The 21,642-nt window shown below is 62.0% G+C and carries 23 protein-coding genes; 10 read left to right on the top strand and 13 right to left on the bottom strand.

From position 1 onward, the window contains the following. Window positions 1-196: 196 nt before the first annotated feature. Window positions 197-781, bottom strand: coding sequence for a hypothetical protein (locus tag AB2B41_RS02510; protein WP_367876160.1), 585 nt, complete (start codon window positions 779-781; stop codon window positions 197-199). Window positions 782-952: 171 nt separating this feature from the next. Between AB2B41_RS02510 and AB2B41_RS02505 the strand changes: the two genes are divergently transcribed. After that, window positions 953-1,924 (top strand): class I SAM-dependent methyltransferase, encoded by a 972-nt coding sequence (locus AB2B41_RS02505; protein ID WP_367876159.1) that lies wholly within the window; start codon window positions 953-955, stop codon window positions 1,922-1,924. Here AB2B41_RS02505 and AB2B41_RS02500 read toward each other — a convergent pair. Genes AB2B41_RS02500 through parC form a run of 3 tightly spaced genes read right to left on the bottom strand, consistent with a single transcriptional unit; the run spans window position 1,921 to window position 6,661 of the window. Continuing rightward, window positions 1,921-2,994 carry a M48 family metallopeptidase gene (locus AB2B41_RS02500; protein ID WP_367876158.1) on the bottom strand — a complete coding sequence of 358 codons (1,074 nt, stop codon included), beginning with the start codon at window positions 2,992-2,994 and terminating at the stop codon, window positions 1,921-1,923. The two genes, AB2B41_RS02505 and AB2B41_RS02500, sit on opposite strands and share 4 nt — an antisense overlap. Beyond that, complete coding sequence (locus AB2B41_RS02495; protein WP_367876157.1) at window positions 2,991-4,343, bottom strand: DUF898 family protein; 1,353 nt, start codon at window positions 4,341-4,343, stop codon at window positions 2,991-2,993. The genes AB2B41_RS02500 and AB2B41_RS02495 overlap by 4 nt, the downstream gene beginning before the upstream one ends. Window positions 4,344-4,354: 11 nt before the next feature. Further along, complete coding sequence (parC, locus tag AB2B41_RS02490) at window positions 4,355-6,661, bottom strand: DNA topoisomerase IV subunit A (RefSeq protein ID WP_367876156.1); 2,307 nt, start codon at window positions 6,659-6,661, stop codon at window positions 4,355-4,357. 189 nt (window positions 6,662-6,850) lie between these two features. Here parC and AB2B41_RS02485 point away from each other — a divergent pair, with 189 nt between their 5' ends. The 5 genes from AB2B41_RS02485 to AB2B41_RS02465 all read left to right on the top strand — a co-directional run bounded on the left by AB2B41_RS02485 (window position 6,851) and on the right by AB2B41_RS02465 (window position 10,003). Next, the gene (locus AB2B41_RS02485) at window positions 6,851-7,510 is read left to right on the top strand and encodes an SH3 domain-containing protein (protein WP_367876155.1); all 660 of its coding nucleotides are present in this window, start codon (window positions 6,851-6,853) and stop codon (window positions 7,508-7,510) included. 74 nt (window positions 7,511-7,584) lie between these two features. Then, a complete protein-coding gene (locus tag AB2B41_RS02480) occupies window positions 7,585-8,424 on the top strand; it encodes an SDR family NAD(P)-dependent oxidoreductase (RefSeq protein WP_367876154.1) in 840 nt (279 codons plus the stop codon). A gap of 58 nt (window positions 8,425-8,482) precedes the next feature. Then, window positions 8,483-8,689 carry a twin transmembrane helix small protein gene (locus tag AB2B41_RS02475; protein WP_367876153.1) on the top strand — a complete coding sequence of 69 codons (207 nt, stop codon included), beginning with the start codon at window positions 8,483-8,485 and terminating at the stop codon, window positions 8,687-8,689. Next, window positions 8,689-9,261 carry a cob(I)yrinic acid a,c-diamide adenosyltransferase gene (locus tag AB2B41_RS02470; RefSeq protein WP_367876152.1) on the top strand — a complete coding sequence of 191 codons (573 nt, stop codon included), beginning with the start codon at window positions 8,689-8,691 and terminating at the stop codon, window positions 9,259-9,261. Before AB2B41_RS02475 ends, AB2B41_RS02470 begins: the two co-directional genes overlap by 1 nt. Next, complete coding sequence (locus AB2B41_RS02465) at window positions 9,248-10,003, top strand: hypothetical protein (RefSeq protein WP_367876151.1); 756 nt, start codon at window positions 9,248-9,250, stop codon at window positions 10,001-10,003. Before AB2B41_RS02470 ends, AB2B41_RS02465 begins: the two co-directional genes overlap by 14 nt. Here AB2B41_RS02465 and AB2B41_RS02460 read toward each other — a convergent pair. Beyond that, window positions 10,000-10,365 (bottom strand): VOC family protein, encoded by a 366-nt coding sequence (locus tag AB2B41_RS02460; protein WP_367876150.1) that lies wholly within the window; start codon window positions 10,363-10,365, stop codon window positions 10,000-10,002. The genes AB2B41_RS02465 and AB2B41_RS02460 overlap by 4 nt on opposite strands. Before the next feature lie 186 nt (window positions 10,366-10,551). Here AB2B41_RS02460 and AB2B41_RS02455 point away from each other — a divergent pair, with 186 nt between their 5' ends. Both AB2B41_RS02455 and AB2B41_RS02450 read left to right on the top strand, forming a co-directional pair. Next, window positions 10,552-11,310 carry an electron transfer flavoprotein subunit beta/FixA family protein gene (locus tag AB2B41_RS02455; protein ID WP_367876149.1) on the top strand — a complete coding sequence of 253 codons (759 nt, stop codon included), beginning with the start codon at window positions 10,552-10,554 and terminating at the stop codon, window positions 11,308-11,310. Beyond that, window positions 11,310-12,239, top strand: a complete 930-nt coding sequence (locus AB2B41_RS02450) for an electron transfer flavoprotein subunit alpha/FixB family protein (RefSeq protein WP_367876148.1) — start codon at window positions 11,310-11,312, stop codon at window positions 12,237-12,239. Before AB2B41_RS02455 ends, AB2B41_RS02450 begins: the two co-directional genes overlap by 1 nt. Window positions 12,240-12,304: 65 nt before the next feature. Here the strand turns inward: AB2B41_RS02450 and AB2B41_RS02445 are convergent, their stop codons facing one another. Next, window positions 12,305-13,138: a DUF6473 family protein gene (locus tag AB2B41_RS02445; protein ID WP_367876147.1), complete on the bottom strand. Its 834-nt coding sequence runs from the start codon at window positions 13,136-13,138 to the stop codon at window positions 12,305-12,307. Window positions 13,139-13,296: 158 nt separating this feature from the next. Between AB2B41_RS02445 and AB2B41_RS02440 the strand changes: the two genes are divergently transcribed. Continuing rightward, complete coding sequence (locus tag AB2B41_RS02440) at window positions 13,297-14,172, top strand: 3-hydroxybutyryl-CoA dehydrogenase (RefSeq protein WP_367876146.1); 876 nt, start codon at window positions 13,297-13,299, stop codon at window positions 14,170-14,172. 72 nt (window positions 14,173-14,244) lie between these two features. Here the strand turns inward: AB2B41_RS02440 and AB2B41_RS02435 are convergent, their stop codons facing one another. From AB2B41_RS02435 to AB2B41_RS02405, 7 genes are read right to left on the bottom strand one after another with little or no spacing between them, the layout of a single operon-like run. Continuing rightward, window positions 14,245-15,105, bottom strand: coding sequence for a lysophospholipid acyltransferase family protein (locus AB2B41_RS02435; RefSeq protein ID WP_367876171.1), 861 nt, complete (start codon window positions 15,103-15,105; stop codon window positions 14,245-14,247). A 54-nt stretch (window positions 15,106-15,159) separates the two neighbouring features. After that, entirely contained in the window at window positions 15,160-15,429 is a 270-nt protein-coding gene (locus tag AB2B41_RS02430) for an HPr family phosphocarrier protein (RefSeq protein WP_367876145.1), read from the bottom strand. Window positions 15,430-15,441: 12 nt separating this feature from the next. Beyond that, window positions 15,442-15,834 (bottom strand): PTS sugar transporter subunit IIA, encoded by a 393-nt coding sequence (locus AB2B41_RS02425; protein WP_367876144.1) that lies wholly within the window; start codon window positions 15,832-15,834, stop codon window positions 15,442-15,444. A 9-nt stretch (window positions 15,835-15,843) separates the two neighbouring features. Then, window positions 15,844-16,749, bottom strand: a complete 906-nt coding sequence (gene rapZ / locus AB2B41_RS02420; protein ID WP_367876143.1) for an RNase adapter RapZ — start codon at window positions 16,747-16,749, stop codon at window positions 15,844-15,846. After that, window positions 16,746-17,183 carry an HPr kinase/phosphorylase gene (locus AB2B41_RS02415; protein WP_367876142.1) on the bottom strand — a complete coding sequence of 146 codons (438 nt, stop codon included), beginning with the start codon at window positions 17,181-17,183 and terminating at the stop codon, window positions 16,746-16,748. Before AB2B41_RS02415 ends, rapZ begins: the two co-directional genes overlap by 4 nt. Window positions 17,184-17,190: 7 nt before the next feature. After that, window positions 17,191-18,885 carry a sensor N-terminal transmembrane domain-containing protein gene (locus AB2B41_RS02410; RefSeq protein WP_367876141.1) on the bottom strand — a complete coding sequence of 565 codons (1,695 nt, stop codon included), beginning with the start codon at window positions 18,883-18,885 and terminating at the stop codon, window positions 17,191-17,193. A 33-nt stretch (window positions 18,886-18,918) separates the two neighbouring features. Further along, a complete protein-coding gene (locus tag AB2B41_RS02405) occupies window positions 18,919-19,620 on the bottom strand; it encodes a response regulator transcription factor (protein WP_367876140.1) in 702 nt (233 codons plus the stop codon). Window positions 19,621-19,982: 362 nt separating this feature from the next. Here AB2B41_RS02405 and AB2B41_RS02400 point away from each other — a divergent pair, with 362 nt between their 5' ends. Further along, complete coding sequence (locus AB2B41_RS02400; RefSeq protein ID WP_367876139.1) at window positions 19,983-21,581, top strand: phosphoenolpyruvate carboxykinase; 1,599 nt, start codon at window positions 19,983-19,985, stop codon at window positions 21,579-21,581. Window positions 21,582-21,642 lie beyond the last annotated feature (61 nt).

Genomic DNA, 21,642 nt, shown 5'->3' with positions numbered 1-21,642 from the left:
GTCTTGCCGTGGTCAACGTGACCGATCGTGCCGATGTTCACGTGCGGCTTCGTGCGTTCAAACTTTGCTTTTGCCATGGTCGTAGCGCCCTTTGTAACTGAGGGGCCACCAAGGGCCCGGTCGTGGATATGGCGGGCCATGTATTGGGTCTGGTCGGTAAAATCAAGCGGGTTTCGGCACATTGCGTGCCGCAGCGCTACTCCGTCTCTTCAGCGCTGACCTCCGCGCTCGCGGCCCCGCCGTTGAACCAGCCTTCCTCGCGGTTTTTCTGCACCAGGAAGTTCTCGATCTGCTTGGCCGCGTTCTGCGCGAGGTTCTTGAGTTGTTCCTCGGCGGACTTGGTGTAGCCCGACCCGATCACAGGTCCCTGATCAAGGGACTCGAGCACCGTGATCTGGTGCGGCTTCGGAGTGAGCTTCTTGTTGGCCGCGTCGTCCCAGACCGTCAGGTTGATGATCAGGATCGACTTCGGGGCGAAGACAATCGGGATACCCGGCTGCGCCAGCACGTAGCCTTCGACGCTCATCCCGAAATGATAGCTGCGCGATCCGTCATAGCGACCGAAGCGCTCGGCGGTGGCATCGGTCAACGCCTTGGTAAGCTGCTCCTCGCTCACCTCGCGGCTGAGCGGGCCCTTTACCGCCTTCGGAGCAACGGCGATGTTGTGGACGAGCTTGAAATCGCCCAGCGGAACCGGCGGTTCGCCAAGGTCACGCGCACCGTTACAGGCGGCCAGCACCATTACGGACATCAGAACTGCGAGAAGACGGAGCTTTACCACGATCACCCTTTCCGGCTCGGATTATGCATCCGCGATACCCTACCCCCGCAGCAGGTGCAATCAACCGGGAACGGTGCGCTGGCGCGCGGGGAGGTGCAAGGGGCGTGACATCCCGCCGGATTTGGCGTCTCATCGTCTCATCGCCGAGCCCTTTATCCTCAGAGACGCAAGATGACCTCAGACCCGACCCAAGCCGACCTTGCCCGCGCCTGCTATCGCGTGCTTCTGGGACGCGAGCCCGAGAACGAGCGGGTCGTGGAGGAACGCACCGCGGCGGGGATGAGCCCCGAAGAGATGATGCTGTCCTTCATCCGCAGTGATGAGTACCGGAAGCATACGGCCGAGCAGATGATCCACGACTACCTAATGGCCAACCACGATTATGACAGCCTCGACATCGAGGTGGACGTGCCCGGGCAAACGCTTGCCCGCATGTTCGAGCGGATCAAGGCGGAATGGGCTGCCCTGGGTGAGACCGAGCCCTATTGGTCGGTCATCACAGCCGAGGAATTCCGGAGCGCGAACATCCGCAAGAACCTAGAGGTTTTCTTCCAGAGCGGGCAAACCAACATCCACTGGATGCAGAACCTCGCCCGGCGCAACGGGATCGAGACCGGCACCCACCAGACCTGTTTCGAGCTGGGCTGCGGCGTCGGGCGTCTGACCCTGCCGCTCAGCGAGCTTTTCGGCCATGTCACCGCCTTCGACATCTCGCCCGGCAACCTGCGGGAATGCGAGGCGCTGATCGCAGCGCGGGGACGGAACAACATCACGACGCGGCTGATGACCGAGATCGAGACGATTCACGAGGCACCGGAATTCGACGTGCTGTTTTCGATCATCGTTCTGCAGCACAATCCGCCACCGGTTCAGAAATACCTGCTCGACGTGCTGCTGTCCAAGATCAGGCCCGGCGGCATCGCTTATTTCCAGCTGCCCACCTACATCCCGCAGTACAGTTTCGCTGCTGAAGACTACCTTGCCTCGCCGCCCGGCGAGATGGAAATGCACGCCGTCCCGATGCGGCATGTGCTGGCGCTGCTGTCGCAGCATGGGTTCCGCCTGCTGGAGGTGCTGCAGGACCAGTTTACGGGCATGCCGGGTTCGCACTCGTTTCTCGCGGTCAGGGACGGCGCGGCCTAGTCACAGATCCTCAAAAGTGCGGCCCAGTCGGCGGCAGGCATTGAAGGGGAGTAGCTGGCCTCGGGGTCGACCTCGGCGCGGGCGGCCTCGATCCTTGTCCCAAGCGACGGATGGGTGAGGAAATGCGCAGTGACACCTTCGCTATCGCCGTATTTCTCCCGCATGCTGGCAAACATGTCGCCCAGTGCGCCGGGACTGATGCCAGCCTCGGCCAGTACCTCGTGGGCGAAGGCATCGGCGCCGGTCTCGGCCGCCTGCGAATACCGCGCCGAGATAAGTCGTTCGGTCAGAAAGAGCACCGCCGCCCCGCCCGCGAAATCGCCGAAAAGCAACCCCAACACTCCAATGGAGCCCGCCGAGCGGAGCGCATGGCGGGTGGGGTCGGCGCTGATCACATGGCCAATCTCGTGGGCGAGAACGGCGGCGACCTCGTCAGGACCATTCGCGGCCTCGATCAGCCCGCGAAAGAGGATCACGAAACCACCCGGCAGCGCAAATGCATTAACCATCTCGTGATCGAGAACGGAGACCGTGACCTGCTGGCCAAAGTCCCGCTCACCGCCCAGGCGCGCGATCAGCCGGTCGAGCGCCGCGACGCCCTCCGGCGCCTCGCAAATCGCGAGCGGGCTCATGCCCGTGTCGTCGAGCGCCTCACGGATCTGACCGAGGGTCGCCTCGCCGAGCGCGCGCTCGCCCTCGGGCGGGATGAACCCGGCAAGGTTGTCAGCCAGTAACGGCACCAGCACGAAGATCTGGAGGCCCACAGCTGCCACCGCCGCGACGGCCCAGGCCATCAGGCGGCCGCGCCCCTTGGGCGGGTTTCGCCGATTGCGCTGCGGCAGGTGATCCAGAAGGCTCAGGTCCGTCACGAAAAGCCGGGCCAGCGGATCGGAAACCCGGCGTAACACCGCCCCTTCCCGCCCCGCGACGTCGGGCAGTTGGCGCACCTCCTCGATCGGCCAGGACAGGCTGTCGCCCTCGGGGAACGAGAGGACCAGCGCGCCGCCACTGAGTGTCAGGCTGACACCCTGCGCTACCGGGCTGTCGCCATCGAAATAGGCACCCCTCATATCGCCGCTCCCAGATCAAGCGCCTCGGCAAAGCCTTCGGCCTCGGCGGCGGCATCCCGGCTGCGCTGGCTGATCAACGGGAGCCCGTCCGAAACAGGCAGACTGGTCGTGACCGCTATGTGGCGCATCAGCGGGAAGGTCACGAAGGTGTTGTAAAGCACACCCCAGAGCAGGAAGAACGTCAGATAGAGAAGCGCAAGCAGCAGCAGAGACGCCCAGCGGGGCAGTTGCGAGATCGTCTCGGTTCCGGGCAGGCCGGAGAGAAACCACAGATCGCCCGCGAACATGGTGATGGCAATCAGGACAAGGGCGACGATGCCCATAACCAGCGTCATGTAGGCGATGAAATTCCCCAGAACGTAGATCAGCGTGACCCGGAGCCCGCTGAGAACGGAGGCGAATCCGACACCCGGCGCGGTCTTGTGGTTCGCCATGATCCGCTTGGAAACCCAATTGTACCAGATCGCCCCAAAGAGCATCCCCGAGAGCGCCAGCGGGATCAGCAACAGCCGCTCGGGCGTCTTCCACGTTCCAAGGACACGCCCCCCATCGATCAGGATGTCAAGCGCGTCGGCGATTTCCTCTCCGCTGTCGATGCCTTCGGGAAAGACCGGGTCGAGCCGCAGCGTCCAGAGCAGCGCTGCGCCAAGCACCAGCAGGCTCAGCACGAAGGGCCAGGTGGCGGGCAGGAGCATCTTCCAGCTGCCCCCTTGTCGCAGGCGGGCCGAGCCGAAATAGGTCCGGTCGGTGCGGTACTTCTCAAGCAGGAAGGTCATGCGCGGCCAGAGCGTACCGAGGCTGATGATCGTCAGGAACCAGTACCACAGCGCACGCAGCGCGTAGCCCCAGGCCCCCTTTTCAAGACCAAAGCGCACCCCGCGCCAGCGTGTGCGCCCCAGCACGTAGCGCCGCGCGCGGTAGCGGGCATAGAACCATAGCGGCACCACCCCGGCAAAGCTGGCTAGATATCCGATGACGGAGGAATTGAAGACCGAAAAACTCACGAACATCAGCAAGAGGTTCACGATGCCGATGTAGAAGGTCAGGATCACGACCGCGATGAAAAAGCCCAGGAGCTTTTCGATTGGATCGCCCACGTATTCCATCGGATGCCCGCCGGGCCGGATCGCCGACCAGTACCAGCGCCTGAGCCGCGTCTTCATCCAAAAGCGGTAGAAACCCAGCGTCAGAACGGTTAAAGCCCCGGTCTTCAGCGCGAGCCAGAACAAAGCGGCCCGGTTTCCCGTAAACTCAACGGCCAGACCGTTTTTCGGCTCTGTCCCCGCGGGGACAGTTTCGGGCTGCGCGGTCTGACCCCATGGTCCGTTAACGATTGCTGTCTCACTCATCGGGACGCGCCCTAGGATGTGAACTTGTTGTCACGGGGGAACCCACGCGGAGCCATGCGGCCCGCCGAGGCCCGCTTGCCCGACCATTCGTCAAGTTCGGTTTCAGTCCGGGTGCGTCCCGCCGGATCGAGCCAGCTCAGACCTTCTTCCATATTGAAGGTGGTCGCATCGGACAGCCCGCCGTCCTTGTACTTCTGCAACCGCACGCCCTTGCCGCGTCCCATCTCGGGCAGTTCCTCGACCGGGAAAACCAGCACCTTGCGGTTCTCGCCCACCGTGGCCACCGTATCGCCCGCGACCGGCTTGCAGACCAGCGCCTGCACATCGCCGCGCACGTTCAGCACTTGCTTGCCTGCGCGCGTCTGGGCGACGACCTCATCCTCGGGCACGATAAACCCGTCGCCCGCGCTGGACGCGACCAGCAGCTTGCGGCCCGGCTGGTGGATAAACAGAGCTACGATCTGCGCCTCGTTTGGCAAGTCCACCATCAGGCGCAACGGCTCTCCCATCCCGCGCCCACCGGGCAGGTTAGACGCCGACAGGGTGTAGAACCGCCCGTTCGAGCCAAAGACCAGCAAGCGATCCGTGGTCTCGGCATGGAAGATAAAGCGCGGCCCGTCGCCGTCCTTGAACTTCAACTCGCGGCCGAGGTCGATATGACCGGTCATCGCCCTGATCCAGCCCATCTGCGAGCAGACCACGGTGATCGGTTCCCGGTCGATCATCGCCTCCAGCGGCACTTCCTCGATCTCGCCGGCTTCGGCAAAGGTCGTGCGCCGCGCGCCGCCTTCCCAATCCCTGCCGAACTGCTTCTTCGTGGCTTTCAGCTGATCGGTGATCGCCTGCCACTGTAGCTCTTCGCTTTCCAGAAGGTCCTCGAGCCCCGCGCGCTCTTCCATCAGCTCGGACTGCTCGCGCAGCAACTCCAGTTCTTCCAGCCGCCGCAAGGAGCGCAGGCGCATGTTGAGGATCGCATCGACCTGCAATTCGCTCAGCTCCCCCTCGCCCGGCGCAGGGCTGACGTAATCCTTCTCATCCGTCGCCCGCACATGGTCTTTCGACCAGTCCTCGCGCATCAGTGCCGCCTTGGGATCATCGTCATAACGGATGATGTCGATCACACGGTCGAGGTTGAGGAAAGCGACGATGAAGCCTTCCAGAACCTCCAGCCGATGGTCGATCTTTTCCATCCGGTGCGTCGAGCGGCGTTGTAGCACCTCGCGGCGGAAGTCGAGGAAGGCGCGCAGCACCTCCTTCATCGAGCAGACCTTCGGCGTCACTCCGTCGATCAGCACGTTCATGTTGAGCGAAAACCGCACTTCCAGATCGGTGTTGCGGTAAAGCATCCCCATCAGCACCTCGGGGTCCACGTTCTTGGAACGCGGTTCGAGGATCATGCGGATGTCGTCGGCGCTTTCGTCGCGCACATCTGCGAGGATCGGGATTTTCTTGGTCTGGATCGCCTCGGCGATCTTCTCGATCAGCTTGGATTTCTGGACCTGATAGGGAATCTCGGTGACGACAATCTGCCACTGACCCCGGCCCAGGTCCTCGACCTCGTACCGGCAGCGCAGGCGAAAGCCGCCCTTGCCGGTCCTGTAGGCCTGCGCGATATTCTCACCCGGCTCCACGATGATCCCGCCGGTCGGGAAATCCGGACCGGGTACGTAGTTCAGCAGCGTGTCGTCGCGCGCATCCGGCGTGCGGATCAGATGGATGCAGGCATCGCACAGCTCGGCGATGTTATGCGGCGGAATATTCGTGGCCATGCCCACAGCGATCCCGCTCGATCCATTGGCCAGAAGGTTCGGAAACTGCGCGGGCAGCACCACGGGTTCAGTCAGCGTGCCGTCGTAGTTGTCGCGGAAATCGACGGCGTTCTCGTTGAGCCCCTCCAGCATGGCCTCGGCCACCGCTGTCATCCGCGCCTCGGTATAGCGGGAGGCCGCCGGGTTATCCCCGTCGATGTTGCCGAAATTGCCCTGCCCGTCCACCAGCGGGTACCGGACGTTGAAATCCTGCGCCAGACGCGCCATCGCGTCGTAAATCGCGGCGTCCCCGTGGGGATGATAGTTGCCCATCACGTCGCCGGAAATCTTCGCCGACTTGCGGAAACCGCCCGTGGAATTCAACCGCAGCTCGCGCATGGCATAAAGGATGCGCCGGTGCACCGGCTTCAGCCCGTCGCGCGCATCGGGCAGCGCGCGGTGCATAATCGTCGACAGCGCATAGGTCAGATACCGCTCGCCCAGCGCGCGGCGAAGCGGTTCGGCGATGCTGTTCGGCTCGATCTCTGGCGGGTCGGTAACGTCGGACATGAAAGTGGTGTAGCCGCGCCGCGCGGGGGCGGCAAGCGGTCACTTCGGATGCATTTGCAATCATTGCGGCAGCCATGCCACGGGGAGCGGAAATCGGGATTTCCCCGCTCATATCCGCAATTAACCTTGATAATGGAACCAAGTCTGACTGTTTCATGTTAGGCTTGTAAGAATCGTACGGGGACGGGGATGACACGGTTTATTCTGATTTCTTTCGGCTTTCTGGGCTGGGCTTTCTACGAGATGAGCGGTGGGGCGGAATTCGACCCCAGCGACATCCGCGAGGCGCGCCTGGCTGTGTTGGAAGAGGAGAAACCCGCGTCCAAGCAGGCCACTCCGGCGCCGGAACAAATGCCCGTCGTCCTAGATAGCGCACCAAAGGTGATGGTGGACACCGATCCGCCCCGGCGGAACAGCACAGACGACAGCGAGGTGACACGCGTCTCGCTGAACCTGACCAGCCTGCAAAGCGTTCTCGAACCGGAATCAGACGAAGGCGCGGCGCCGGGTGCGGTATCGCAACCATCGGCAACTGCCGTGCCGCAAAATGCCCCGATCATCACCTCCTCCGCTGACACCCCGGCCATTATCCCCAGCCTCATCGCGCCGAACGACGGGCTTGTCATCGAAGCAAGCGAGCCGACCGAAGCCGAAGATATCCGGACCGTATCGGGCAACCGTGTGAATGTGCGCGGCGGTCCCGGCACGAACTTTGATGTCGTGGCCAGCCTTGTCCGCGGCGACGAGGTAATCGTTCTTGAAGACAACGGCGATGGCTGGGTGCGATTTGAATCGGTGGACGGCAACACGGGCGGCTGGCTTGCGGAGTTTCTTCTGGCGGGCGGTTAAACCCCAACGAGACCGGCGGTTGCCAAGACGCATGCAACACGCGATGTAGGGCCTCCGTTTCGGAGGCCTTTTTCATGTCTGCACCAACCCGGCCCAGAACCATCCTGATTACCGGCTGCTCAAGTGGTATCGGCTATGCAGCTGCCCATACGATGCGCGCTCGGGGCTGGCACGTCTTTGCCTCCTGCCGCACGGTAGAAGACTGTGAAAGACTGCGTGCGGAAGGGTTTGACGCCCCGCGGATCGACTACGCGGACGAGGACAGTATCGCAGATGGTCTGAGAGAAGTGCTTGCGGCGACGGGCGGGTCGCTGGATGCGCTTTTCAACAACGGGGCTTACGCCATTCCCGGCGCGGTCGAGGATCTGCCAAGCGATGCGCTGCGCGCGATCCTCGAGGCCAATCTGATCGGCTGGCACACACTGACCCGCGCAGTGCTCCCTGTGATGCGGGCACAGGGGCGCGGGCGCATCGTGCAGTGCTCCTCGGTCCTAGGACTGATCACTATGCCCTGGCGCGGCGCCTACAACGCGACGAAATTCGCGCTGGAAGGCCTGACCGACACGCTGAGGCAGGAAATGCGCGGCACGGGCATCGACGTGATCCTGATTGAGCCCGGCCCCATCACCTCGGACTTCCGGCGCAACTCGATCAAGCAGTTCGAGCGCTGGATCGATTGGCGTGCCTCGCCGCGCGCCGCGCAGTACGAGAGTGAATTGCGCCCGCGGCTTTACGATTCGGTCAAGAAGGCACGGTTCGAGCTGGGACCGGAGGCGGTGGTGACCAAGCTGATCCATGCGGTGGAGAGCCCCCGCCCCCGCGCGCGTTATTACGTCACGGCCCCCACCTATTTCGCGGGCCTGATGCGCCGCATCCTGCCCACACGCGTGCTCGACCAAGTCCTGGGCGGCTGAATGGGGTTGCCCCGCGGCCCTGAGCGGCTACATCTCGGCGTCAACGAAGGAAATACCGATGTTTGACGATCCACTTTTTACCTTTACCCTGCTTGCCGTTCTGGTCGTGCTGGTGATCCTGCTGATCGGGCTTGGCGGTTTCGCGGGCGGCGGGGCCTTTAACAAGAAACATGCCAACCGGCTGATGCGCTACCGGATCATCGCACAATTCATCGCGGTGATCCTGATCCTTGGCGTGGTATGGTGGCGGGGGAGCGGGAACTGATGGTTGTTCTGAACAAGATATACACGCGCACGGGCGATGCGGGCACGACGGCGCTTGGGAACGGTGAGCGGGTCGCCAAGCACGACGCCCGCGTCGAGGCCTACGGCACCGTGGACGAGCTTAACTGCTTCGTAGGCGTCGCGCGGCTGGAAGCGACCGGAGAGACGGATAAGGCGCTGTCGCGCATCCAGAACGATCTGTTCGATCTCGGTGCCGACCTTTGCCGTCCCGACATGGCCAAGGATGCCGATGCCGAGTATCCGCCCCTGCGCATGGCAACCGCGCAGGTCGAGCGGCTGGAAGCCGAGATCGACGTGATGAACGCTGCACTTGAACCCCTGCGCAGTTTCGTTCTGCCCGGTGGCGCAAAACTTGCCGCGCATCTCCACGTTTGCCGTACCGTGGCTCGCCGGGCTGAGCGGCTGGCGGTTTTGCTTGCAGGTTCGGAAGACGTGAACGAGGCGGCGGTGAAATATCTCAACCGGCTCAGCGATTGGTTCTTCGTCGCCGCGCGGGTCGCCAACAACAACGGCAAGGACGACGTCCTCTGGGTTCCGGGTGCCAACCGCTAGCGCGACACCGCCGATCTTTGCGCAGGTCCTGAGCGAAGCCTACGAGGTTTTCGCCTGTCCCGCCCCCTCAAATCTGAACGTCTGCACAAAGTGCTGCATGGACCTCGCGGATCACGACGCCATGCTGGCCTGTCATCCGTCACAAATAGAGGAAAAGCATCTCATCTCGTGGTTCAACGCGGCTTTCGTCTTGAGTGAATTCCCGCAAAGCGTCCGCACGTTCCTTGCCCCACGGATCATGGCGTTTGCAGCCGGGACGAACGACTATATCCATCACGAATTGATGTTCGAGCGGCTCCGGCTTGGGGATGCCCAGCTCTGGTCCGACGCCCAAAACGACGTGATCCGCGCGTATCACAGAACGTATTTCGACTGGTATCGGAGGCGGTCCGAGGACGATCCCTTCCTCGACGATATTCTGTGCACGTTCAGCCTCACCCATTTCCCCGCAGAAGACGGCATCGACTGCTTGAACCGCTGGCGCGATGAAGAACTGTTCGACCGCCTCTGGCTGGACAGCCAACATGCGGGAGGGGCCACACTTTGGCAATCGGTCTGGTGGGATTGGGATCCGGGCGGGATGCATCCATCCATTGCAGAGGCAAAACGGCAGATCGACGCGTGGTATTACGGACCGGTTCTGCGGGGACGGATCGACCGTTTCCTCGAAACCGCCGATCCAACGACCAACAGGTGGTCTCGCGCGGCGGAGCTTGAGGTTGCGCTGGCAAGAGGGCGCTAGTCGCTATGCGGCTCCCATAGCTCAATCGCATTCCCCTCGGGATCGTTGAGATGCGAGAACCTTCCGATACCCGGGACTTCGCCCAGTGAGCGTGTTTCAATGCCCGCGTTCTCAAGCTGGGCGCACATCGCGCCAAGGTCGGCGACGCGGAAATTCACCATGAACATCTTGCCCCGGGCGAAATAGTCTGTGTCAGCCTCGAAGGGTGCAAAAACCGTCGCACCGCCCTTGGCCATCCAGGGCTTGCCCGCCGAATCCGTCGGCACAAGATCGATACCCAGATGATCGCGATACCACTTGCCCAGGGCCTCGGGGTCCTTGGCACGAAAGAAGAAACCGCCGAATCCCAGAACCTTTTCCATTTGTCCCTCCCTTAATCACGCGCAAATGCACCCGGTTGGCGCTAACACCGACATGAACGTGACGTTCTACCGCGCAAATCGTGCGATTTTGCCCTGTTTCATAGCTTACGAAAGTTATATCACGCTCCAAGGTTTTTTGATTTGCCGGGTGCCCGGCGGAAGAAAGAAAATAGGAGAGTTACGCTCATGAAGGTGCTTGTACCTGTCAAACGCGTGATCGACTACAACGTGAAGGTCCGCGTCAAGGCGGACGGCAGCGGCGTCGATCTTGCCAACGTGAAAATGTCGATGAACCCCTTTGACGAGATTTCCGTCGAACAGGCGATCCGCCTGAAAGAAGCCGGTCAGGCAGACGAGGTCGTCGCGGTGTCCATCGGCGTGAAGCAGGCGCAGGAAACCCTGCGTACCGCGCTGGCGATGGGTGCCGACCGCGCGATCCTCGTGGTCGCAACCGACGACGTGCACAACGACATCGAGCCGCTGACGGTCGCCAAGATCCTCAAGGGCATTGTCGAGGAAGAGCAGCCGGGCCTCGTGCTCTGCGGCAAGCAGTCCATCGACAACGACATGAACGCCACCGGCCAGATGCTTGCGGCGCTTCTGGGCTGGTCCCAGGCGACCTTTGCCTCCGAAGTGGAGATCGCGGGCGACAAGGCCAAGGTCACGCGCGAAGTGGACGGCGGTCTGCAGACCATCGAGGTGGCGATGCCCACCGTCGTCACCGTGGACCTGCGCCTGAACGAGCCGCGCTATGCGTCCCTGCCCAACATCATGAAGGCCAAGAAAAAGCCGCTGGATGAAAAGACCCCTGCCGATTATGGCGTCGAGGTCGCGAACCGTCTGGAAATCATCAAGACCTCCGAGCCCGAAGAGCGCGCGGCAGGCGAGATGGTGCCGGACGTCGATACGCTGGTGGCGAAACTCAAAGAAAAGGGAGTTGTGTAATGGCTGTTCTTCTTCTTGCAGAGGTCACCGATGGCGAACTGTCCATGGACGCCACCGCCAAGGCCGTGACCGCCGCGAAACAACTGGGTGACGTGACCGTTCTGTGCGCCGGCGGCTCTGCCGCTGCCGCAGGCGAGGCCGCCGCGACCATCGACGGTGTCTCCAAGGTTTTGGTGGCCGAGGATGCCTCGCTGGGTCACCGCCTTGCGGAATCCACGGCGGCACTGATGGTGTCGCTGGCCGGTGACTACGAGCACATCGTCGCCCCTGCGACCACGGACGCCAAGAACGTGATGCCGCGTGTCGCGGCGCTTCTGGACGTGATGATCATCTCCGATGCCTCGGGCGTCGTTGACGGCAGCACCTTCGAGCGCCCGATCTATGCGGGCAACGCGATCCAGACCGTCAAATCCTCTGACAGCAAGAAGGTCGTGACCTTCCGGACCTCTACCTTCGACGCAGCGGGGACCGGCGGTTCGGCCCCGGTCGAGACCGTGAGCGCAGCAGCTGATCCGGGCCTGTCTTCCTGGGTCGAGGACAAGCTGGCCGCCAGCGACCGCCCCGAGCTGACCTCGGCCGGGATCGTCGTCTCCGGTGGTCGTGGCGTGGGGTCCGAAGAGGACTTTGCCCTGATCGAGAAGCTCGCCGACAAGCTGGGTGCCGCTGTCGGTGCCTCCCGCGCGGCGGTCGACTCGGGCTATGCGCCGAACGATTGGCAGGTGGGCCAGACCGGTAAGGTCGTGGCACCTGATCTCTATGTCGCCGTGGGCATCTCCGGCGCGATCCAGCACCTTGCCGGCATGAAGGACTCCAAGGTGATCGTGGCGATCAACAAAGACGAGGAAGCGCCGATCTTCCAGGTTGCGGATTATGGACTGGTGGCCGACCTTTTCGAGGCGGTACCGGAGCTGATGGAAAAGCTGGGCTAAGGTTCGCCCTAGCGCGCGTTTCATACAGGACGCGAAAGGCCCGCCCATCCGGCGGGCCTTTTTGCTTACATGATCTGCTTGATCACCTTCAACAACGCATCCGCAGCCTCCTGATGTGCCATCGGATTGAACATTTCCGCGGCGGCCGGCTCTTCCAGGTCGCTGAAATTCATGCCGTCGGTTCCGGCATCCAACGCTTCACGCGAAACAACGACCTCGACCACGGCGGTTGCCAGCGGGCTGATTTCCTCGATCATCTCGCGTGTCACGAAAAGCGGCTCGGTGCCGATCGTGTCGAAGAGAAACGGCAGCTCGTCTTCCGGAGCGTGATCGGAGAACCAAAGAAGCACGGATTTCCTCTGAATGCGTTTCAGCATTAGGCGCATCCGCGCCTTCCAGGCTTCCTGCAGTTCCCGCTGAACCGCCTCGAACCGGTCGGGTGACCTTTGCAGGAGCGTGCTCAGCATGTGCTTGTTGAAGTGGAAATTCGCGAAATCCACCTCTCGGTAGATGGTCTTGAGAAGGGTCGCTGCCTCGACGAAGCGGTCGTTCCGGCGCGGATGAACGGAATAGAACCGGTTGGTCATGTTATGAGCACCAAGGATCTGCACCACCGTCACCTCGGCCTGCGAGGCTGCCTCGAGCACGAAAGGGTCATAGGCAAAGGCATCAATGCCAGCGTTCATTTGCCCGAAGTTCACGCATGTCGTACCGATCACGTTCTCGATCAGATCCGGGAACGGTTTCGGAATGAACTTGCCGTAGGTCTCCGTCGATCCGATGAACGCGAGGTAGGGCTCATCAAGACTTTTCTTCGGCCCACGAAACATGAGCCGTGACGTGCCGTACCGGCACGGAAAATAGTCAAGCGCCCCGAGCGCCAGAATCTCCTGGAACATTTCACCCACCTTTTCACTACACCCGGACGGCACTATGGGCGGAACGACTTGCGGAATCGTTAACCCGCGAATTGGTGGAGATTTTTCATCGGCTCCCGCTCTTGCGGCATCCCCCTCGCTGGCCATATTGTGCGCGGGAATTGGGGAAAGGACGGGTGATGGACATCAAGACAATCGGCATCGTGGGCGCAGGACAGATGGGCAATGGCATCGCCCATGTGATGGCGCTGGCCGGCTACGATGTGAAGATGACCGATATCAGCGCCGAGGCGCTGGACAACGCCATGAAGACCATCGAGGCGAACATGGCGCGCCAGGCCGGGCGTGGCAAAATCAGCGACGATGAGATGACTGCAGCACTCAAGCGCATCGGGACAACCACCACGCTGACCGATCTTGGTCCCAGCGACCTGATCATCGAAGCCGCGACGGAGCGCGAGACGATCAAGCAAGCGATCTTTGAGGACCTGCTGCCGCATCTGAAGCCGGAGACGATCCTGACCTCGAACACCTCGTCGATCTCGATTACCCGGCTGGCCAGCCGTACGGACCGGCCCGAGAAATTCATGGGGTTCCATTTCATGAACCCCGTGCCCGTGATGCAACTGGTGGAACTGATCCGGGGCATCGCCACGAACGAAGAGACCTTTGCCGCCTGCAAGGACGTGGTCGACCGGCTGGGCAAGACCGCGGCGAGCGCGGAGGATTTCCCGGCCTTCATCGTCAACCGCATCCTGATGCCCATGATCAACGAAGCGGTCTATACGCTTTACGAAGGTGTCGGCAACGTGCAGTCCATCGACAGTTCGATGAAGCTGGGCGCGAACCATCCGATGGGGCCGCTGGAGCTTGCGGATTTCATCGGGCTCGACACCTGCCTTGCGATCATGAACGTGCTGCATGACGGGCTTGCGGATACCAAGTATCGGCCCTGTCCGTTGCTGACGAAGTACGTCGAGGCCGGGTGGCTGGGGCGCAAGACCCAGCGGGGGTTCTACGACTACCGTGGCGACACGCCGGTGCCCACGCGGTAGGCGTTGATCCAAACCGCAATTCCTGGCCGCGATGGCCGGATTTGAGTTGTATTGGAAAGATGAAGCCGGGCCTCAGTCCTTGAGGGCCAGCGTGTGTTCCCGCAGCCAGGCCATGAACTGACGCGGCTCGTCGGCGCGGGCCTCGATCTCGGACTGGGGGATTGGATGCCCGACCACCGGGGCCTGTGGCTTGTTGCAGGCCTTCACCACCTCGTGCAGCAAAAGTCCCTGGCGCAGCATCGGGCTGACCTGGTTGGCGATCTGGTAGGCGCGACTGTTCTGGCCCGGGAAACGCATCGGCACCACGGTCGCGCCGGAACGTCGGATGAGTTTGGCGGTGAAGACGTTCCATTCCGCCTCGACGGCGGGCCCCCACCATGTCTGCGAAGAAGCGACAACGCCCGACGGAAACAGAGCCACGACACCGCCTTCCTTGAGGTGCGTCATGGCGGCGGCACGCATTTCGACACCCTTGCGCTGCGCTTCGGGATCGTGCGGAAACGGCACGGGGATCATGAAACTGCCCGCCGCCTTGTCGATGTTCGTCAGCAGGGAGCGCGTGAGAATGCGGTAGTCGGGACGCACGCGACCGATCAGATCGGCAAAGATCATCCCGTCGACGAGCCCGTGGGGGTGGTTCGCCACAACGATCACCGGCCCGTCACTTGGAATGCGGTCCAGCTGCTCCTGCGGGGTGAGAAGGTCGATACCCATGGTGTCGAGCGCACCACGCCAGAAGGCCTGCCCCGTGGGCGCGCCCGCGCGTTCGAACTTTCGCACAAGGCGCAGGATGGTGAGTTTTCCGGTCAGCAGCTCTATGGCGCTGATCATCCGCGCCTTCCAGGGGTCCTCGAAGGTCGAGGCATACGAGAGACTGCTGCGATCGTACTTGAGCGGCGCGTCATCTGCGTCTGCCCCGCTGGCGCCGGAGATTGATTGTACGTCGTCCACCAAAAGGTTCTCCTCCCTCAGGTCGGCGGCGCGGGATCAGTTGCCCTCACCAAACTTGTCCGCCACGAGGGCGGTCAGGGCCTCGGCCAGCGCTTCCGCGTCCGGGCCAGAGGTTTCTATGTCAATAGTGCTTCCCCGGGCGGCTGCCAACATCAAAAGCCCCATAATGCTGTCGCCAGAGGCCGTCATGCCATCCTTGCTGACCTCGGCTCGGGCGTCAAACGCCTCGACCACCTCGACCAGCTTCGCCGAGGCCCGCGCATGCAGACCTTTCTCGTTCACGATCTTGAGGGAAATGCTGGTCATGTGAGGGGGCCTTTAGCTGACGCTGACGTTCTGGCTGTCGATGTACTTCTTACCGGCTTCCATCGCCGCGCGCACGGCGTCGGGCACATCCATCTTGCGGGATTTCGCCAGTTTGATCAGCATCGGAAGGTTCGCGCCATAGAGGATGCGGCGGTTTGCCGGTTGGCAAGCCATGAGAGAAAGGTTGGAAGGAGAGCCCCCGAAAAGATCGGTCACCACCACCACCCCGTCGCCCTGGTCGACCGCATCGGCGGCCGCGCAGATTTCGGCCTGCTTGGCGGCGCGGTCGTGGTCGGCTTGGATCGAGATGGCGCGAACGCCGTTTTGCGAGCCAACCACATGTTCGATGGCGGCGAGGTATTCCTTCGCCAGCCCGCCATGCGCGACTATCACGATCCCGATCACCTGCTCCCCTTACCCTTCGTTCCTGCGCCCAAGCTCGCGATGCCTAATTGACACCTGCCATCCCAGTTGCGCAAGGCGCAAAGCGTGGGCCTCCGCCATTGCGACAGAGCGGTGTTGCCCGCCGGTACAGCCGAAGGCGATCGTGAGGTTTGACTTGCCTTCCTCGCGGAAAGCCGGAAGCAGGAGTTTGCTGAGGTCAAGCACCTGTTCGGCAAAAGGCGCAAAGAGCGGATCCTCGGCGATGTAGGCAGCGACGCGGGCGTCGGTACCGTCCGCCTCGCGCAGCGTCGCGTCCCAGTGCGGGTTTCTCAGGAAACGACAGTCAAAGATCATGTCGACCGACCGGGGCAACCCGCGCTTGTAGGAGAAGGATTGCACCGACACGCTGAGGTGATGCTTGCCACCCGGGGCGAACCATCGTTCGACCTCGGCCCGCAGATCATGGACGTTGAGGCCGGTTGTGTCGATGAGCACATTCGCGCGCGCACGCAACGGCAGCAGCAGCCCCTGCTCCCGTTCGATGCCGGCGGAGGGCGGTCCGCCCTCGGCCATGGGGTGTCGCCGGCGTGTCTCCGAAAAGCGCCGCAAGAGAACCTCGGGTGCGCAATCAAGGTAGAGGAGTTCAGCAGCAAGATCGCTGCGCGCCTCAAGACGGTCGAGCAGGTCAAGCACACCGTTTGTGGAAAAATCCCGCGTCCGCGCGTCGATGCCGATGGCAAGTGACCGATCCGCCGCCTTGTCATCCAGAAGCGCCGGCAGAAGACGGAGCGGGAGGTTGTCAATCGCCTCGAACCCCGCATCCTCCAGCACGTTGAGCGCGGAGGAACGGCCAGCACCGGAAGGGCCGGTCACAAGCACGACACGATGACGTGTCGTGATCGGATTTTCTGCTGAATTCTGTTCGGGCACGTTCATTGCGCCGGACTTATGCTGCCCGTCAGAGATAGCAAGATGGCTGCGGCAAAATGCGGGCTCGGCGCGTTGAAAAGACACGGAAGCGTGATCCCCATCATCTCACGGCTATGCGGGTGCGGCAGGCGTTTTTCCTCGGAGCGTGCCAGATCGACGATAAGGGACACCGGGACGGGGCCCACCGGGTCGAGCCGGATAAGACCCACGCCGCGCGCTTCGATCAGCCCCGAGATGCTGCTTGGCGCTTGCGCCAAAAGAGCATCGTCTTCCAGACGCAGAAGTGTCCGGTCATCTGAAACGAGCCGTGCGCCGAGGGCGATCAGTTGGAGCGCAAGAGAAGATTTGCCCGATCCAGAGGGTCCAAGGATCAGCGCGGCCTTTTCCTGAACGGCGATGCAGGTGGCGTGCTGGGTCTGGGTATTCTCCGCCGCGCCCATGGCCGGGTCAGGTCGGCAGACCCACGACGAAACGTGCGCCCAGCGGTTCGGAAGTGATATCAGCCTCGGTCGGGCGAATGTTCTCGGCCCAGATCACGCCGCCATGGGCTTCGACGATCTGTTTGGAGATTGCCAGGCCAAGGCCGGAGTTGTTCCCGAAATGCTCTTCCGGGCGCTGGGAATAGAAGCGTTTGAAAATCTTCGAGAGCGCCTGTTCGGGGATGCCGGGACCGGTATCCTCGACCACCACGAGCACCCTGTTTTCACGCTTGCGCGCCCAGACCCGTATCGCATCGCCGTCCTCGCAAAAGGAAATGGCGTTGGTGATGAGATTGACGAAGACCTGCGCCAACCGCGCCTCGAGCCCGTGCACCAGGATCGGTTCGGCAGGCAGGTCGGTGATGAAGTCGATCCCTTTCTTCTCGGCGTCCTCGCCCAGGTACTGGCCGATATTGCCGACCATCTTCAGCAGGTCGAATTGCTCCTCTTCCTCTTTCACCAGCTCGGAATCGAGGCGCGAGGCATTGGAGATGTCGCTGACCAGACGGTCGAGCCGCCGCACGTCATGGTCGATCACGTCGAGCAGCTTCTCGCGCTGGTCTTCCCGGGTGACCATCCGCAGCGTGCCTACGGCGGACCGCAGCGAGGCTAGCGGGTTCTTGATTTCATGTGCGACGTCGGCAGCGAATTGTTCGTTACCGTCGATCCGGTTGTAGAGCGCCGAGACCATGCCGCGCAGTGCACCGGAAAGCCGACCGATTTCGTCGGGGCGGGCAGTGAGGTCGGGAATGCGGATGCGCCCCGGGTTCATCTTGCGATGGTTCTTGTCACGTCCCAGTTCGGCCGCGGCGGCAAGGTCTGCCAATGGATTGGCGATGGTAGAGGCGAGCACGAGGCTGAGACCGATGGACACCAGCGTGGCGATCACGAACATCTGCAGCACGCGCTCACGCTCGCTGCGGACGAGGCTGTCGATCTCGCCCTCGGCAGATGCGATGGCGACGACACCGACGGACGTGCCGTCCTGAACGATCGGGGTTAGCACGGTAAAGAGCGTGCCGCCGTCTGCGTCCACGGTGTTGTCGGTGCGGGTTCCATTGGCAAGCGTACCCGCGATCAGCGGGCGAAACTTGTCCTCAAGCGCGAGCGGTGGGTCTGCGTCGCCTGAACTGACCAGGCCGGAGAGCTTGTCATAGACCCAGTTAAGACCGTCGGTCAGGAGTGCGGGGCTCTCTCTTGTCCCTGTCCCTTCATCCTCGCCAAGGCGATTGCGGGACTGGCCGACTAGCGTCTCAGCAGGATCGAAGACGAAGACATCGATACCCCCACGCAGATCGATGGCGCCAAGCGTTGCGTTTACATCGATCCCATCACCCGTGGCGAGGCTCACGGGGGCGCCCGCGGGCAGCTTGGCCTCGATGACGTCAGCGATCAGTTCCGCCTCTGCCACGAGGGAAGCCGCACGCTGAACGGCAAGCGAATCCCGGGATGAATTCAGATAGAGAATGCCCGCGACAAGGATGTTGAGCGCGATCAGGTTGAAGGTGATGATCTTCCGCGTGAGCGGGGAGCCCCGCAGGGAAAAAAGGCCACGGCGCTCGCGATGGGCACGCAGTTCGCTCGACTCGGTTTTGTCCGGGGCGACCCAATCGTCGCCCAGAACAACATCGCCGTCGTGCGTGGATGTGCTCAGATCGCGCACAAAGTTCCTTTCGGCTATCGCCAACTTCTCGGCTTATTCTTCGTTATATCTGTAGCCGATCCCGTATAGCGTCTCAATCGCGGAGAATTCGTCGTCCGCCGTGCGCATCTTTTTGCGCAACCGCTTGATGTGGCTGTCGATGGTGCGGTCGTCGACATAGACCTGATCGTCGTAGGCCACGTCCATCAACTGATCGCGCGACTTCACAAAGCCGGGGCGTTGCGCCAGCGCCTGCAGCAGCAGGAATTCGGTCACCGTCAGGGACACGTCCTTGCCTTTCCAGGTCACCGCGTGGCGCAGCGGGTCCATCCGCAGATCGCCGCGCTCCATCACCTTGGTCTCTTCGGTGTCGCCTACCTCGCCCGATTCGACCGCGTCCTGACGGCGCAGCAGCGCGCGAATGCGCTCGACCAGCAGGCGCTGCGAGAAAGGTTTCTTGACGTAGTCGTCCGCGCCCATGCGCAGCCCCAGAACCTCGTCGATCTCGTCGTCCTTGGACGTCAGGAAGATGACCGGCATCGCGGTCTTCTGCCGAAGACGCTGCAGCAGGTCCATGCCGTCCATGCGCGGCATCTTGATATCCAGGACGGCCATGTCCGGGAGTTTCTTGTTGAAAGCGTCCAGCGCCGCCTGACCGTCGTTATAGGTTTCCACCTCGAAACCTTCGGCCTCGAGAGTCATCGACACCGACGTCAGGATGTTCCTGTCGTCGTCCACCAGTGCAATTTTTGACATTGCCCGTATCCTTCGTACTGCTCAATTATCGTTTTTGATTTTTTCGATATTGATCACCGTTTTGGCCCCTCGAATCAATCAATAAGTGCGAATCATCCGGATCCCTGGCCACATTTCCGCCATAATTTGGTTAGGAATGGCTAAAATGCCGCACTTTCCCGCGTCGGCGCGCATGCGTTTGGAACATGCGAAAACTGCTTCGCGGCCAAAGATTGCCATGATGGCGCTAACTGCGTCAAAGCCGCCTGTTCATCTGCGAAACCCTCGTGTTAAGAGGCGTTTTATGACCCGAAAAGGTCGTGACCGGATCGGTCGATTTCGTCAGCCTGCGCCCGAAACCGCGCGCTTACAGGAGAACATGGATGACATTTGGACGGGTAAACCCGCAGTTCCGCCTCGAAGATCAACAGATCAGCGGGCTGGGCAATGTCTATTACAACCTGATGGAGCCCGCGCTGATCGAAACCGCGCTGAAGCGCGGCGAAGGCACCCTTGGCAACGGTGGTGCCTTCCTGGTGACCACCGGCAAGTTCACCGGCCGATCACCGAAAGACAAGCACGTCGTCAAGACCGACAGCGTCGCCAGCAACATCTGGTGGGAAAACAACGCCGCCATGTCCCCCGAGGGGTTCGACGCGCTTTACGACGACATGGTTGCCCATATGCAGGGCAAGGACTATTTCGTCCAAGACCTCGTCGGTGGCGCGGACCCACGCCATTCGATCAACGTGCGCATGGTGACCGAGCTCGCCTGGCATGGCCTGTTCATCCGCCACATGCTCCGCCGCCCGGATCGTGCCGACCTGGACGAGTTCGTTGCCGATTTCACCGTGATCAACTGCCCCAGCTTCCAGGCGGACCCCAAGAAGCACGATTGTCGCTCCGAAACCGTGATCGCGATGAACTTCGACCGCAAGCTGATCCTGATCGGGGGCACCGAATACGCGGGCGAGAACAAGAAATCGGTCTTTACCCTGCTCAACTACCTGCTCCCCGAGAAAGGCATCATGCCGATGCACTGCTCGGCCAACCACGCCACGGGCAATCCGGTGGACACTGCCGTCTTCTTTGGCCTCTCGGGCACGGGCAAGACTACCCTGTCCGCAGATCCGGCGCGTACGTTGATCGGTGACGACGAACACGGGTGGTCGGATCACGGCACCTTCAACTTCGAAGGCGGCTGCTATGCCAAGACGATCAACCTCTCGCCCGAGGCAGAGCCGGAGATTTACGCCACGACCACGAAGTTCGCCACGGTCATCGAGAACATGATCTACGACGCGGAAACCTTCGAGCTGGATTTCGAGGATGACAGCCTGACGGCAAACATGCGCTGCGCCTATCCGCTGCACTACATCTCGAATGCCTCCAAGAAGGCGGTGGGCGGGCATCCCAAGAACATCATCATGCTGACCTGCGACGCCTTCGGCGTGCTGCCGCCCATCGCGCGGCTGACGCCCGCGCAGGCGATGTATCACTTCCTCTCCGGCTTCACTTCTAAGGTTGCCGGTACCGAGCGTGGTGTGACCGAGCCTGAGCCGACCTTCTCCACCTGTTTCGGCGCGCCCTTCATGCCGCGCCGTCCAGAGGTCTACGGCAACCTCCTCCGCGAGAAGATCGCCCAGCACGGGGCAACCTGCTGGCTGGTGAACACCGGCTGGACCGGCGGCGCCTATGGCACCGGAAGCCGGATGCCGATCAAGGCCACCCGCGCGCTGTTGACTGCCGCTTTGGAGGGCGATCTCGCAGATGTGGAATACCGGAAGGACGCGAATTTCGGTTTCGAAGTTCCGGTTTCCGTCGAGGGTGTGCCAGACATCCTGCTCGATCCCCGCCGCACCTGGGGCGATCCGGAAGGCTACGACCGACAGGCCGCCAAGTTGGTTGCGATGTTCTCGGAGAATTTCTCGCAGTATCTTCCGTTCATCGACGACGATGTGAAATCGGCCGCGATCGGCTGACAACCCGTATCAAACGCAAAAGGGCCGCAGAATTCTGCGGCCCTTCTTGTTTCTGCGCGGA

Origin of the sequence: Sulfitobacter sediminis, from assembly GCF_040811725.1 — a bacterium.
Classification (GTDB): domain Bacteria; phylum Pseudomonadota; class Alphaproteobacteria; order Rhodobacterales; family Rhodobacteraceae; genus Sulfitobacter; species Sulfitobacter sediminis.
This window is presented reverse-complemented; position numbering and strand designations above follow the sequence as displayed.